Below are 14341 nucleotides of genomic sequence, written 5' to 3' on the forward strand. Positions count from 1 at the left end.
ATTAAGAATTAAAAACCTCCTATCAGTAGCTTTCTAATTCTTAATTCGTAATTTTTAATTTTTAATTTAAAAAAAGATGTTTAAAAAAATATTAATTGCAAATAGGGGAGAAATTGCGCTTCGCGTAATTAGAACATGCAAGGAAATGGGTATCAAAACAGTAGCCGTTTATTCTACTGCCGATGCTGAAAGTCTTCATGTAAAGTTTGCAGACGAAGCAGTTTGTATAGGACCGCCTCCAAGTAACTTGTCTTATTTAAAAATGTCAAATATTATTGCAGCTGCCGAAATTACCAATGCAGATGCAATACATCCAGGTTATGGTTTTCTTTCTGAAAATTCAAAGTTTTCTAAAATTTGTCAGGAACATGGTATCAAATTCATTGGAGCGTCTCCTGAAATGATTGATAGAATGGGTGATAAAGCTTCCGCAAAATCGACCATGATTGAAGCGGGTGTTCCTTGTGTTCCAGGTTCAGTAGGGATTTTAGAATCATACGAGCAGGCTTTACAGCTGTCAAGAGATTTTGGTTTTCCGGTAATGTTGAAAGCCACTGCTGGTGGTGGTGGAAAAGGAATGCGAGCTGTTTGGAAAGAAGAAGATCTATTGAAAGCTTGGGAAGATGCCCGTCAGGAATCAGCTGCCGCTTTTGGAAATGATGGAATGTATTTGGAAAAATTAATCGAAGAACCCCGTCATATTGAAATTCAGGTTGTAGGCGATTCTTATGGAAAAGCATGTCACCTTTCTGAAAGAGACTGTTCTGTTCAAAGACGTCATCAAAAATTAACTGAAGAAACTCCTTCGCCATTCATGACCGATGAACTTCGTACAAAAATGGGAGAAGCTGCTGTAAAAGCTGCCGAATATATTAAGTATGAAGGTGCTGGAACAGTAGAATTTTTGGTTGATAAAAATCGTAATTTTTACTTCATGGAAATGAATACACGTATTCAAGTGGAGCATCCTATTACGGAGCAAGTTATCGATTACGACCTGATCCGGGAACAAATTATGGTTGCCGCAGGAATACCTATTTCAGGTAAAAACTATTTACCACAATTGCACGCCATCGAATGTAGAATTAATGCGGAAGATCCTTATAATGATTTCCGTCCTTCTCCAGGGAAAATTACGACACTTCATATGCCAGGTGGACATGGTGTTCGATTAGATACACACGTTTATTCAGGGTATACTATTCCGCCAAATTATGATTCTATGATTGCTAAGTTGATTACTACAGCACAATCAAGAGAAGAAGCAATTTCTAAAATGAGAAGAGCCTTAGACGAGTTTGTAATTGAAGGGATAAAAACAACTATTCCGTTCCACAGACAGTTGATGGATGACCCTCGATATATAGCAGGTAATTATACAACTGCTTTTATGGACACTTTCAAAATGAACGATCCAGAATAGCTTATAATAGTATATATAAAAGAAAAAACCTTACAGTGATGTAAGGTTTTTTCTTTTAAAACATATTGGTTATTTTACAATGTTTCGTTCAACCACTTGTAGAACTCTTTTTGCCACACCTGTGCATTTTGAGGTTTCAGTACCCAATGGTTTTCATCCGGGAAATATAAAAATCTGCTTTTTATTCCTCGTAATTGTGTCGCTTGAAAAGCTTCTTGTCCTTGTCCTATTGGCACACGAAAATCTTTTCCTCCTTGTATGATTAAGATAGGTGTATTCCATTTTTCGACCATAGTCATCGGATTAAAAGTCGTATAGGTTTTTTGGGCAACAGCGTTGTCTTTTTCCCAATAAGCACCGCCAAAATCCCAGTTGTTAAAGAAAACTTCTTCTGTGGTACCAAACATACTTTGAGTATTGTAAACGCCATCATGAGCGATGAAAGTTTTAAACCTGTTGTTGTGAATTCCGGCTAAGTAAAATACGGAATAACCACCATAACTAGCACCAACACATCCTAATCTTGTTTTGTCAACATAGTTTTCTTTGGCTACATCATCAATTGCAGATAGATAATCATTGATAACTTGTCCACCCCAGTCTTTACTTATTTGTTCGTTCCAAGCTACGCCATGACCTTGCATTCCGCGACGGTTTGGTGCTACAACAACGTAGTCGTTTGCTGCCATTAATTGGAAATTCCAACGAAAAGAATAGCTTTGGGTTAACGGAGATTGTGGCCCTCCTTGGCAATATAAAAGCGTTGGATATTTTTTTGAAGCATCAAAATTTGGTGGAAGAATTACCCAAACCAACATTTTTTTACCGTCGGTTGTGGTAACATATCTTCTTTCGGTTTTGCTTAATGCCAAAGACTTATAAGTTGTCGTATTTACATTTGATAATTGTTTCCAACTATTTTTCTTTAGATTATAAGAAAAAATTTCCGCAGCATGATTCATGTCGGTTCTGGTTACAATAATGTTGTCTCCAGAAAATCCAACTAAATCATTAACATCAAAATCGCCATTGGTAATTTGACTTACTGTAACGGCGATTTTGGTCAAACCTGGAAAATTTACTTGGAATAATTGTTTAGTTCCATCGATTGGTGCAACAAAATAGATTTTTTTACCATCTTTACTCCACATGAAATGATCTACCGTTCCGTCCCAAGCAGCGGTTAGATTCAAGTTCATTCCTTTGAAACTGACAATAAGGTCATTTTTGTCGGCTTCGTACCCATCACGTTTCATTTGCAGCCAAGTCAGATTTCCTGTTGGTGAAAATTGAGGTGCCATGTCATATCCAAGATTTTCTTCGGTTCTGTTTACGGTTTTTCCAGTTTCCAGATTGTATTCGAAGATATTAGTATTCGTAGAAATAGCATATTGTGTTCCTGCTTTTTTCTTGCTTACGTAAAGAATACTTTTGCTGTCAGGCGACCAAATATAATCTTCATCACCGCCAAAAGGTTTTTGTGGGCTATCAAAACTCTCGCCTTTAAGAATGTCGATTCCAACGGCGCCCTCTTTGTTTTCTTTATAAAAAACATGATTGAATTTACCTTCATTCCAAGTATCCCAGTGACGATAATCAAGTCCGTTGTAGATTTGAACTTGAGATTTTTCCAATTCAGGATAATAATCTTTTCCAAGCACCTTGTCGATTTTCACTTCTTCATTGTAAACAATATACTTTCCGTCCGGCGAAATATTCTTATCTTTTAATACTTCTTTTGTATCTTTTACTTCAGTTGGATTTCCTCCATTTACAGGTAGGGTGTAAAATTTAGAATTTGATTTATTTTCTTCAATAGAAGGAGTAGAAACTTTGTAAACTACATTTTTTCCATCTTTGGAAAGGCCTAATGGAGTTACTCGTCCTAGTTTCCAAAGTAATTCTGGGGTCATTACGTTTTGTGCCATAGCATTTAGACTCATCATTATTAAGGTTGTAAACAGTATTTTTTTCATTGTAAAAATTGATTTTTTATGAAGTCTAAAATTACTCATTTAAGTCCAAAAAAAAACTACCTCAATTGAGATAGTTTTTAGTTTTAATTGTCGTCACCTTAGGCTCTCAAAAAGAGACTGGAGCAATGATTTTTATTTTGTTATTGTTTGATAAAACGTTTTACGGTAGTTGTTTCTTTATCAGTAATTTCTAAAACATAATTACCGACATTTATACTTGAAACATTAATTGAACCGTTTGATAATTTACCATTGATAACCGTTTGTCCTAATAAGTTATAAACTTTAAAGGTAGCATTGTCAGAAACTGAAGTTACATTTATAACTGAAGACGCAGGATTTGGATATAAATTAATTTCTGCTATCGTGTTTCTGGATGTTACAGATTCTTTTGCAGCCGATACAATATTTACCGTATAATCTTCTACTTGTCCATAAGAGAAAGCTTCACAAGCAGTAGGAATTCCATTGTATTTCATTGAAACTCTCATTCTTGTTGCTCCTAAAGTAGCGGTAGCAGGAATAGTGAATGAACCACTTGCTGGAGTTGCAGTTGAAGCTGCTTTTGTATAGACTTGTTCTCCTGCATCAATAAAATCACCATCTTTATTATAATCAATCCAAACTGAATAACCTTCGCTGTAAACCGTACTGGTCCAAGCCGGAGTAATTGTAATTGTGTTTGCCGTTCCTAGAGTTAGATTAGTTGAAATAGCTGTGAAATCAGTGTAACCAGTTCCTCCTGTTGAAGTATTGATTATTGTTCCAAGTTGTACTTTTCCAATTTTTTCATCGGCTACGCTATTTCCTTGTGAGGTACAATAAACAATTGCAGTAGTTGCAGTTGTTACATTGACTACATTACTTGATGCAGAAATGTTTCCGGCAGCATCTTTTGCTTTTACAGAGAAAGTATAGGCAGTAGCAGCTGTTAATCCAGTTACGCTATAAGTAGTAGTTGTAACAGTTGCTTTCAATGTAGCACCTTGGTACACATCATAACCTATTACCCCAACATTATCAGTAGAAGCTGTCCATGACAAATTTGTACTTGTGGTTGTAGTTCCAGAAGCTACCAAGGTTGTTGGTGCAGTTGGAGCAGTTGTATCAGCAACAGGAGCTAAAGTGGTAACGGTCGCTACATTACTTGCGGCAGAGATATTTCCAGCAGCATCTTTTGCTTTAACAGAAAAATCATAAGCAGTAGCAGCAGTTAATCCGGTTACGCTATAAGTCGTTCCTGTTACAGTAGCTATTAAGGTAGTTCCTTGGTAAACGTCATAACCTGTCACGGCTACATTATCTGTTGAAGCAGTCCAAGATAAATTTGTAGTCGTTTGTGTTGTTCCAGAAGCTGCTAAAGTGGTCGGAGCTGAAGGTGCAACGGTATCAGTAGAACCTGCTGTTATTGCAAAGTTTGTGTTTGAAACGTCAAAAAAGATATGATTTGTTCCTTTTACCATGATTCTGTTTAGTGTTCCGGCAGTATTAGGAATTGTTACTGCTTGCGTACCGTCATTTGGAGTTGCAGCAAGTAGAGTAACAGGAAAAGTAGTTCCGCCATCTGTAGATAATAGAATATCGACATTTGCTGTGTTAACGCCATTTGCAGTTGTACCAGCAACATTCCAAGTTATAGTTTGAGATGATCCGCCAACATAAGAAACAGCTGTGTTAGGAGCACTAACGGTGAAAGGTCCAGCTGTAGCATTTACAGTAATTATAGCATCGTCACTATTGTTTGCAGGTCCGCCTGCATGATTATCACGTACGGTTAATCTAAAGTTTAATGTACGAGCCACAGAAGATAAAGCTTCTACAGTAAGTTCAGTTCCCGCAGTAGTAGTTGCTCCTGTCAATACAGATGACATTGTAGGAAAATAACGTACTGTTGAGGTACTAGGATTGTAAGATCTGAAATTTGGACCTGTTGTTTTAGTTGCACTTGGAGCAGCAGAAGTAGTACCGTTATCCATTTCCTCCCATTGGTAAGTAATTATATCTCCATTTGCATCCGTTCCTGCGCCTGTTAACATAAACGGAGTACTTTTTGGAATTGTGTAATCTAAACCAGCACTTGCTGTTGGGACTGCATTTCCGGTAAGGGTAGTAGTCTGACAAGTAGTTGTTTTTACATAATTAGTGACTTGTTGGATGCTTATTGCATGGAAAAAAGGATCAGAATGTGGTTGCACATCTAAGGCGGTAATTCCCGCATAACCCATAATTGTTGACCCTGAACCAGGTTCCATTTGTGCTCCAGTTCCCTCATTACTTTGTGTAAATGTATGGTTTCCACCAAATTGATGCCCCATTTCGTGAGCAACATAATCAATATCGAAATTATCTCCTTGAGGGATTCCGTCACCGGGAGAAGTATATCCACTTCCTTTTCCTAATGGTACAGCTGTAGTAGGGTTTTTACAAACACAACCTATACAGCCTGCATTACCACCACCGCCATCACCACCAAATAAGTGGCCAATATCATAATTAGCGCTACCGATTACATTTGTAAGGTTAGTTTGTAGCTCTTGATTCCAATTTGCTTTAGATGCTGAAGCAGAGTAAGGATCTGTAGAAGCGGTTGTGTAAATTAATAAATCATTATTAGCAATAAGATTCATGTGAACACCAAAATCTTTTTCAAAGACGCCATTTACGCGGGTCATAGTATTGTTTATTGCTGCTAAAGCCAATGCTTTTGTACCACCAAAATACGTAGTATATTCTCCAGTCACAGACTGTGCTAATCTAAAAGTTCTTAGATTTCCATCATCTGCGTTAGGTCTGTTTAAAAGACTATTGTTCTTTAAATCTTTTTTAGCATTTGCTATTATCGTACATTCAAATTTAGATAATGAAGCTACTTTGTCCGATTTTTTATACACAACATAAGCGCTTAGGTCTTTTGTGTAAGGTTCTATAAATACGGCTGATTTATCTGCATTAATAGCCATTGTTTGAATACCAAGAGGAGAGGTGCTGAAATAGATTGAAGATGTAGGATTGTCAATTCCATTTCCTACGTAGGACTTGATTTCAGGATATTTTGCAGCTAAAGCAGGATCCATATTAGAAGATTCGAAAATTCTGTAACGTTCTAGTTTCCCATCTGCATTTGGAAAAGAAATAATTGTGTTAGATTTTCCTGTGAGAGCACTTCTTTTAGGAGAATTTAAAAGAGATCTTTTTAATTCTGTTACATCCAACTGAAAGATTGTAGGTTTCGATAACTGTGATTTGTTTTCAAAAACAGTTGAGTTGTTTTTTTTAATGGTTGTTTTCCATAAAGTTCCTCCTTGGGCAAAGGAAAAACTAGTAATTGCAATCAATGCAATTGAAAGTAGATTTTTGTTCATAAATGATTTGGTTTTTGGTTAATTTTAACAGTCCAAATATATAATTTATTTGCTGTTTTAACGAAATATTATAACAAAATTCTATTTATATGTGTTAAATGCTGATTTTAATGTAAATTTTAAGTTAATAGTATTAGAAATGAGTTTCTTGGCGTTCTACGAATCTAATGCTTTGTTTATTGCTAATAATTATTTTTATTGATACCCTTATTAGAAGTAAAAAATATTATTTTTATAAAAATTATTGCAACATGGATTTAAGTTATTGGGAATTAAAAAATTGGTTTACAAATGTAGATTACACTATAGTAGGAAGTGGTATTGTGGGACTGCATGCTGCACTTCGCTTGCGCGAAAAATTCCCTGAAAGCAAAATTCTGGTTTTAGAGAAGGGAATGTTGCCACAAGGCGCCAGTACTAAAAATGCTGGCTTCGCCTGTTTTGGTAGTCTTTCGGAAATTATAGATGATTTAAAATCCCATTCGGAAGAGGAAGTTGTGAATCTTGTAAAAAAACGTTGGAGTGGTTTGCAATTATTAAGAAAAAGGCTTGGTGATGCGACGATTGATTTTAAACCTTATGGGGGTTATGAGTTGTTTTTAAAAGAGGGTGAAAGTGCTTATTTCGAATGTGTTGGGAAACTAGCTTTTATAAATGAAATCCTAAAACCGATGTTTAAAACCGATGTTTTTGCTAAAGAAGTTGATCGCTTTGGATTCGGTGGTATCCAAGAATACCTTATTTTTAATCCATTTGAAGCCCAGATTGACACGGGGAATATGATGCAGGCTTTGATGAAACAAGCAGTTTCGCAGAATATTTTGATTTTAAACCAGCAAACGGTAACGTCATATTTGGATAAAGGAAACGGTGTTGAAGTAGCGCTCGGAGGTTTTAGTTTCAATACAAAAAAAATATTATTTGCGACGAACGGATTTGCAAATGCATTAACAAATGTAGCAGTAAAACCTGCCAGAGCTCAAGTTTTGATTACGGAACCGATAGAAAATTTAGATATAAAAGGGACTTTTCACTTAGATAGAGGTTATTATTATTTTAGAAATATTGGTGATCGAATTTTATTAGGTGGTGGCAGAAACCTTGATTTTGATACGGAAACCACAACCGAATTTGGGCAAACAGAAATTGTACAAAATAGATTGGAACAACTATTAAAAGAAGTAATTTTGCCAAACCAAAAATATGAAATTGCACACCGCTGGAGTGGAATCATGGGTATTGGCAACAGCAAGAATCCAATTGTTTCTCAATTGACCGAAAATGTATATTGCGGTGTACGGTTAGGAGGAATGGGAGTGGCAATAGGAAGTTTAATAGGAACAGAATTAGCAGATTTAGTATAATGGGAACGAAAATAACACCAAAAAGATCAAAGCAACCCGTAAAAAAAGACACAACTCCTTTTATGAGTAAACTAAGTAGATTTCTATTCAAAATTTTATTATGGTTCATTGGGCTTTCCATTTTCTTCGTAGTTCTGTTTAAATTTCTGCCTGTGCCGTTTACTCCTTTGATGGTCATTCGTGCCATTGAAAATAAAGCAGCAGGGAAAGAAAATTACTTCAGTCACGATTGGGAACCTCTTGAAAATATTTCGGTCAATCTACAAAAAGCCGTAATTGCCAGTGAAGATGGCACCTTTTTGAAACACAATGGTTTTGATTTTACTGCGATGCAAAAGGCATACAAAAGCAACGAAAGAGGCCGTAGAATAAAAGGTGGAAGTACCATATCGCAACAAACCGCCAAAAATGTATTTCTTTGGCAAGGACGAAGTTACTTAAGAAAAGGACTGGAAGCTTACTTTACCGTTTTGATAGAGACCATTTGGGGAAAAAAACGCATCATGGAAGTCTATTTGAATAGTATCGAAATGGGGGATGGAGTTTATGGCGCACAGGCTGCGGCAGAACATTGGTACAGAAAAGAGGCGGCAAATCTTACGCCACAACAAGCAGCAGGAATAGCTGCGATCTTGCCGAATCCGCGAAAGTTTAAAGCAACAAGTTCTTCTTCTTATATCAATAATAGAAAATCTAAAATTGTTCGCATTATGCGGCATGTGGGGAAAATTGAATATTAAAAAATAGTTTTTGTAATTTATCGGGTAATACCAAAAATAGCGGCTTAAGTTTAAGTCGCTATTTTTTGTGTCTTGTTGTATCTGCGAAACAGACGAGGAAACGACCTGCTGGAGCTGTCGGTCAGAACAAAGAGAACAAATAAGAGAAACTGCTAGATTTATTTTCTCCAATGCATTTCATGTCAATATTTTGTTTAATCTTTTCTTTAACAGTACATTACTGTCAGATCTAAGAAAGTGGTATTGTTAATAATAAATGTTATCTTTTCATAAATTTTTATTTAATTTACTATTAATTTTAGATTTTAATTAAATTTATGTTAAATAATTTGTTATTTTTTAGATAAATATATTTTACTGCAGATCTGTTAAAAAGAGCTGATACTACCATCATAATACTTCCTGTAAATTAACGATCCATTAATCAGTAAACAAAATACTATGAAAAACTTTTCCATTGTTTTTATTTTTATCAGCTGTTGTTTGGGACTTTCCAATATTGGTCATGCACAGCAAAAACAGCAACTATATTTTGAAAAGTACGATGTGAAATCTGGTTTGCCGGAAAGTTCAGTCAATGATATGAAGGAAGATCAGCAGGGTTATATCTGGATGGCAACACAAAACGGATTGGTGCGCTATGACGGTTACCGATATAAAGTATACCAATTGGGCACCAAAAAAACAAATCTTGATCCCATTTCCAATGTGAGGGATCTTCATATGGACCGGAATAATACCCTCTGGGCAGGCGTAAGTGCAAACGGCTTGTTTAGATACAATAGCAATAGCGACACTTTTATACAATTTGTCTATCCTGAAAAAGACGTAGCTATTACTTACACTATTTTAACAGATGACAAATCCGGAAATTTATGGGGCACTGTTGATATGGATGAGGGGAAAAAAAATTATCTCTGGAAATTAGATAAAAAGGGACATTTTGATTTTTTTGGTAAAAAGTTTAAAAATACGAGTTATGTCGATGCTACACGTATTTATAGTGCTTTTACTTCCGCATCCGGAAAAGTTTGGTTTGGAACCAATAATGGGTTTTACAGTTACGAAGGAAAGAATATCCCCTTAAAAGGATATAATACTACAGCTAATCCGGAGCAAGCTAAGGAAGTGGTTTATATGTATGAACCGCCTTCGGAGCCAGGTATTTTTTGGATGGTTAGCTTTCATGGGAAATTTAAAGACAGCAAGATTGTTCGCTTTGATTCTAAATTAAATACTTATAAAGAATTGATTCCGAAACCTGAATATTTCAGTTATGCAAATGCCACAAGTATTTCAATTGACAGCTATATTAGTAAATTTTTTAACAGTATTTACGAAGACAAGAAACAACAATTATGGTTTGCCGGTTTTGATGGATTGGTTCGATTGAATCGAAAGACTGCAACATTCGACTATTTTAAAACAGGTTTTAAATACGCTAATGTTTCAGAAACGGATCGGGTATATGCTATTAAAGAGACCAAAGAAGGGCCTTTTTGGTTGTCTTCACTTAACGGATTGGTTCACTTTGACCCAAAAACGATGCAATTTGAAAGATACCAATCGGATCCCGATCGTCCGGGAACTGTTTTAGCGAATCGAGAAATTTATTCAAAAATAATTGACCATACTGGTACTTTTTGGATAGGTTTTGGATGGGCTGGTGCCAATAAAAGTAACCGGATAAAAAGTGCCTTTAGTATCTACAAACACAATCCAAAACAAATAGACAGTTATCCCAAAGACGGAGGTTACTTTGCATCAGGGGAAAAAGGATACAAGTGGTTTTCTAACAAGGATGCGATTTATAAATGGAAACAGGAAACCAATAGTTTTATCAAAACGTATATAGCTGATCCTGAAGATCATTTTATTGGTCAAGGATGTCTAACCAAGGACGGTAATTTTTATATTCCTACTTTTAAACATTTGGTTTTTTACAATACCAAAACAGGAAAGAAAGAAAAATATGCAACTGATAAAATAATTCAAGAAACAATTTTATTGTTCCCTTTTGAAGATGATAACGGGCTAATTTGGTTGCGTACCGATGGTAAAGGCATCTGTTCTTTTAACCCGAAGACTAAAAAATTCAAGGCCTATCCCTATCGGGAAAATGGAGAAAAATTGACGGAACAAAATGCGGGGGCTTTAGATGACATTCGAGTAACATCTACCTATGTTGACCGGCAGCATCATTTTTGGGTGGGAACTAACCAAGGAAGTTTAAACCTTTACAATCCAACAAAAGAGGGCTTCATTTCGTATTATAATTCGAAAGATAAAGCTATGAGATGTATTACAAGTATTTATGAAGATAGGTCAGGCAGACTTTGGGTGGGTACCTATCAAGATGGTCTTTTCGAATTCGACCGCAAAAAAGGAAGATGGACAAGACACCTCAATGAAGCGTCTGGTTTGTTGTTTAATGGTGTACTAGGAATTAATGAAGATACATTAGGACTGCTGTGGGTAGCCACTGAAAGAGGGCTTTCGCGTATTAATCCAAAGAATCTGTCGGTTAAAAATTTTCCATTAAATGTGATTTTAACAGGATATGACATTGAAAAATTTATGCAATATTTATTCAAATTAGACGATGGTAGTCTGATGTTTACGTTAACAAACGGTGTCGCTGTCTTTAATCCCAAAGATTTAGATGCCAATCCGTTTCCTCCAAAAGTACATCTGGAAGAAATAGTTTACAGTAATCCAGATGCATACAAAAAGGATGAAACCAATCGTGCCACATTTGGTCTGAAAAAATTGGAACTTCCTTATAATCAAAACCGCGTCCGTTTTAATTACATTGGTTTGCAATATGATAATCCACTTGAAAATACCTATGCCTATAAACTGGACGGTTACGACAAAGGATGGGTACAAGCAGGCACACAACGATCTGTCACTTATACCAATCTTTCTCCGGGTGAATATACCTTTAATTTAAAAGCCGCCAACAGTGATGAGGCTTGGAGTAAAGCCAAATCAGTGATTACAATTATAATTTCGCCGCCCTGGTGGCAAACCATTTGGGCTTATTTGCTCTACGGTATCTTTTTTGTAGGTTCAATGCGAACGTACATTGTCTTCAGAGCCCGAAATTTGAAACGGGAAAACAAAGTTTTAGAAGAGAAAGTCACCCACAGAACCAATCAACTAACTAGATCTATTGAAGATCTTAAAACCACACAAACACAGTTAATTCAATCGGAGAAAATGGCCTCTCTCGGAGAACTTACCGCCGGAATCGCCCATGAGATCCAGAACCCGTTGAATTTTGTCAATAATTTCTCCGAAGTAAGCATGGAACTCATTGACGAAATGGAAGAGGAGATGGCCAAAGGCGATACCGCCGAAGCTATTGCAATTGCATCGGACATCAAACAAAACCTGGAAAAAATAAACTATCATGGCAAGCGTGCCGATAGTATAGTGAAAGGAATGTTGCAACACAGCCGAGCTGGAAATAATGTTAAAGAACCCACAAATATTAATGCACTTGCTGATGAATATCTGCGCTTGGCCTATCACGGGCTTCGGGCAAAAGACAAAAGTTTCAATGCGGAACTGATTACCAACTTTGATGAGCAACTTCCAAAAATAAATGTAATTCCTCAGGATGTCGGGCGGGTACTGCTGAATCTGTTTACCAATGCTTTTTATGCAACACATCAAATGCAGAAAATAGCGAAAGGAGACTATAAACCAATGGTCAGCGTGACGACAACTCAGAATGAAAAATTTGTTGTGATAACGGTAAAAGACAACGGAATTGGAATACCGGATGCAATTAAAGATAAAATCATGCAACCGTTTTTTACCACTAAACCTACTGGAGAGGGAACCGGGCTTGGTTTATCATTGAGTTATGATATTGTAGTGAAGACCCATGGCGGAAAAATTGCTATTGATAGCATAGAAAAAGAATATACCATTTTTACAATCCAATTGCCTTTATAAGATAAATAAAACGTTTTTTAAACCTGATTATAGGTTATATTTAACAATGCTAATTAGTTGAAAATTATTTAATTACGAATTCATGATAAAAATACTAGTAGTTGATGATGAAGCGGATGTACAACCGCTTTTCCTGCAACGTTTCCGTAAAGAAGTTCGAAGTCACGATATAGAATTTGACTTTGCCCTCTCCGGTGAGGAAGCACTTGATTATTTGAAAAGGAAAAGATCTGAAATAGTTTTGATTCTTTCCGATATCAATATGCCGGGAATGAGCGGTATCGACCTTTTGTCTAAAATACGACACGATTATCTGGACCCACCACCAGTAGTAATGATGATCACAGCATACGGTGATGAAGAAAATCACAGGCAGGCCATTCAAAACGGTGCCAATGATTTTTTAACCAAGCCTCTTGATTTTAATTTATTGAAAGAGAAACTCAAACACCTTCAGGAATAATGGCTAAAATACTTGTAGTTGATGACGAAGCAGATTTAGAAATGTTGGTAAAACAGAAGTTTAGAAAAAAAATTCGTGAAAATATATACGAATTCATTTTTGCCTGTAATGGGGAGGAAGCCTTAAAGAAAGTAAAGGAGCACCCTGACCTGGATATCATCCTAAGCGATATCAATATGCCGGTTATGGACGGGCTTACCTTGTTGAGTAGGCTGCCGGAAGCTAATCCGATGTTGAAAGCCGTAGTCGTTTCTGCTTATGGCGATATGCAGAATATACGTACTGCAATGAATAGGGGAGCTTTTGATTTTATCTGTAAACCGGTAGATTTTGATGACCTCGATCTGACAATGGAAAAGACAATTCTACATGTGAAACAATTGCAGGAAACAATTAAGGCAATCAAGGAAAACAACATCCTGAAAATGTATGTGGATGCTAATGTGCTGAATTTTATGACTAACAAAGAATTTGAAAGCAGCCTGCTCAAGAATGAATTACTGGAAGCCACAGTGATGTTTATAGACGTATGTGGGTTTACTTTCATCACCGAACAGATTCCGGCTAATACAGTTGTTACCCTATTAAATGGAATTTTTGATAAAATAGTAAAAGAAATCATTGCTCAAGACGGCCATGTGGACAAATTTATGGGCGATGCTGTCATGGCGGTTTTTAGGGGTGACTATCATCTCGACAGGGCAATCGACGTGGCACTTGCCGTAAAGGAGCAGATTAACGGGATTGAAGAAATAACAGTCGGTGATAAAACATATAAACCAGAGATATCCATAGGTATCAATTCAGGGGAAATGGTTTCTGGAAACATTGGCTCGGAAACTTTAAAACGTCTAGATTATACCGTAATAGGAGATGCGGTAAATGTGGCTCAAAGGTTGCAATCTGTTGCTAAATCTGGCCAGATTCTTATTACTGAAGCCGTTTTTCATAACGCCAAAGAATCCTTTAAATGTGAAAAAAATGGGGAATATACTTTAAAAAACAAGTCAAAACCCATTGTTACTTATGTGGTAATCGAATAATAGA

At 36.3% G+C, this 14341-nt stretch carries 8 protein-coding genes; 6 read left to right on the plus strand and 2 right to left on the minus strand.

Annotated features, from left to right (window positions below; translation table 11 throughout):
• Positions 1–76: 76 nt before the first annotated feature.
• A complete protein-coding gene (gene accC / locus ACFX5F_RS00725) occupies positions 77–1423 on the plus strand; it encodes an acetyl-CoA carboxylase biotin carboxylase subunit (RefSeq protein WP_379848960.1) in 1347 nt (448 codons plus the stop codon).
• Between the two features lie 74 nt (positions 1424–1497).
• On the opposite strand, the gene ACFX5F_RS00730 is transcribed toward accC, so the two are convergent.
• Both ACFX5F_RS00730 and ACFX5F_RS00735 read right to left on the minus strand, forming a co-directional pair.
• Positions 1498–3399, minus strand: coding sequence for a S9 family peptidase (locus ACFX5F_RS00730; protein WP_379848962.1), 1902 nt, complete (start codon positions 3397–3399; stop codon positions 1498–1500).
• 140 nt (positions 3400–3539) lie between these two features.
• On the minus strand, positions 3540–6761 hold the full coding sequence (locus ACFX5F_RS00735; RefSeq protein ID WP_379848964.1) for a reprolysin-like metallopeptidase: 3222 nt from the start codon (positions 6759–6761) through the stop codon (positions 3540–3542).
• Positions 6762–7012: 251 nt separating this feature from the next.
• Here ACFX5F_RS00735 and ACFX5F_RS00740 point away from each other — a divergent pair, with 251 nt between their 5' ends.
• The 5 genes from ACFX5F_RS00740 to ACFX5F_RS00760 all read left to right on the plus strand — a co-directional run bounded on the left by ACFX5F_RS00740 (position 7013) and on the right by ACFX5F_RS00760 (position 14337).
• Complete coding sequence (locus ACFX5F_RS00740) at positions 7013–8125, plus strand: NAD(P)/FAD-dependent oxidoreductase (RefSeq protein ID WP_379848966.1); 1113 nt, start codon at positions 7013–7015, stop codon at positions 8123–8125.
• Positions 8125–8865, plus strand: coding sequence for a monofunctional biosynthetic peptidoglycan transglycosylase (gene mtgA / locus ACFX5F_RS00745; RefSeq protein ID WP_379848968.1), 741 nt, complete (start codon positions 8125–8127; stop codon positions 8863–8865). Before ACFX5F_RS00740 ends, mtgA begins: the two co-directional genes overlap by 1 nt.
• A 441-nt stretch (positions 8866–9306) precedes the next feature.
• The gene (locus ACFX5F_RS00750; RefSeq protein ID WP_379848970.1) at positions 9307–12831 is read left to right on the plus strand and encodes a sensor histidine kinase; all 3525 of its coding nucleotides are present in this window, start codon (positions 9307–9309) and stop codon (positions 12829–12831) included.
• Between the two features lie 82 nt (positions 12832–12913).
• The gene (locus ACFX5F_RS00755; RefSeq protein ID WP_379848972.1) at positions 12914–13294 is read left to right on the plus strand and encodes a response regulator; all 381 of its coding nucleotides are present in this window, start codon (positions 12914–12916) and stop codon (positions 13292–13294) included.
• On the plus strand, positions 13294–14337 hold the full coding sequence (locus tag ACFX5F_RS00760) for an adenylate/guanylate cyclase domain-containing protein (RefSeq protein ID WP_379848974.1): 1044 nt from the start codon (positions 13294–13296) through the stop codon (positions 14335–14337). The genes ACFX5F_RS00755 and ACFX5F_RS00760 overlap by 1 nt, the downstream gene beginning before the upstream one ends.
• Positions 14338–14341: the final 4 nt, after the last annotated feature.

Origin of the sequence: Flavobacterium zhoui (genome assembly GCF_042787235.1) — a bacterium.
Lineage (GTDB): Bacteria > Bacteroidota > Bacteroidia > Flavobacteriales > Flavobacteriaceae > Flavobacterium > Flavobacterium zhoui.

Coding starts and splice junctions, on each gene's coding strand:
- ACFX5F_RS00735 (WP_379848964.1), bottom strand. CDS start 6,761: ATGAACAAAAATCTACTTTCAATTGCATTGATTGCAATTACTAGTTTT.
- accC (WP_379848960.1), top strand. CDS start 77: ATGTTTAAAAAAATATTAATTGCAAATAGGGGAGAAATTGCGCTTCGC.
- ACFX5F_RS00760 (WP_379848974.1), top strand. CDS start 13,294: ATGGCTAAAATACTTGTAGTTGATGACGAAGCAGATTTAGAAATGTTG.
- ACFX5F_RS00740 (WP_379848966.1), top strand. CDS start 7,013: ATGGATTTAAGTTATTGGGAATTAAAAAATTGGTTTACAAATGTAGAT.
- ACFX5F_RS00730 (WP_379848962.1), bottom strand. CDS start 3,399: ATGAAAAAAATACTGTTTACAACCTTAATAATGATGAGTCTAAATGCT.
- mtgA (WP_379848968.1), top strand. CDS start 8,125: ATGGGAACGAAAATAACACCAAAAAGATCAAAGCAACCCGTAAAAAAA.
- ACFX5F_RS00755 (WP_379848972.1), top strand. CDS start 12,914: ATGATAAAAATACTAGTAGTTGATGATGAAGCGGATGTACAACCGCTT.
- ACFX5F_RS00750 (WP_379848970.1), top strand. CDS start 9,307: ATGAAAAACTTTTCCATTGTTTTTATTTTTATCAGCTGTTGTTTGGGA.